We start from the raw sequence: 568 nt of genomic DNA on the forward strand, positions 1-568 counted from the left end.
TCGCGCAGACCGAGACGACGCCGGAACAGGCCAGCTACCTGAAGACCGCGAGCGAATCCGGCATGGCGCTGCTGTCGCTGATCGAGGATCTGCTCGATGTGACGTCGATCGAGGCGGGCCGCCTGCACCTGCGGCACGAGGAAAGCAACCTGGAAGACCTGGTCAACGGCGTCTGCGAACTGATGGCGTCGCGCGCCCATGAAAAAGGCATCGAGATCGCGGTTCATGTCGCGCCCGAGGTGCCGCGCATGATCACCTCGGACATCGGCAGATTGCGGCAGGTGCTGTTCAACCTGGTCGGCAACGCCATCAAGTTCACCGAAACCGGCGGCGTGCTGATCGAGGTGACGCGCGAGGACAAGCAACTGGCGTTCATCGTTTCCGACACCGGTCCGGGACTGAAAGAGGCCGACCAGGCCCGCATTTTCGGCGAGTTCGAACGCGCCAACAACGGCCCCACCCGCAAGCATGGCGGCGCCGGCCTCGGGCTCTCGATTTCCGCACGCATCGTCGAGGCGCTGGGCGGAGAAATCGGGGTGACCTCGACACCGGGCCAGGGAAGCACCTT

Annotated in this window: 1 protein-coding gene; it reads left to right on the plus strand. The window is 64.8% G+C overall.

The features are described 5' to 3' along the window. Positions 1 to 568 (plus strand): hybrid sensor histidine kinase/response regulator (locus tag KDM41_18755; protein ID MCB1185465.1); only part of this gene is annotated, 568 nt, incomplete at both ends.

Source organism: bacterium (genome assembly GCA_020440705.1).
GTDB lineage: Bacteria > Krumholzibacteriota > Krumholzibacteriia > LZORAL124-64-63 > LZORAL124-64-63 > JAGRNP01.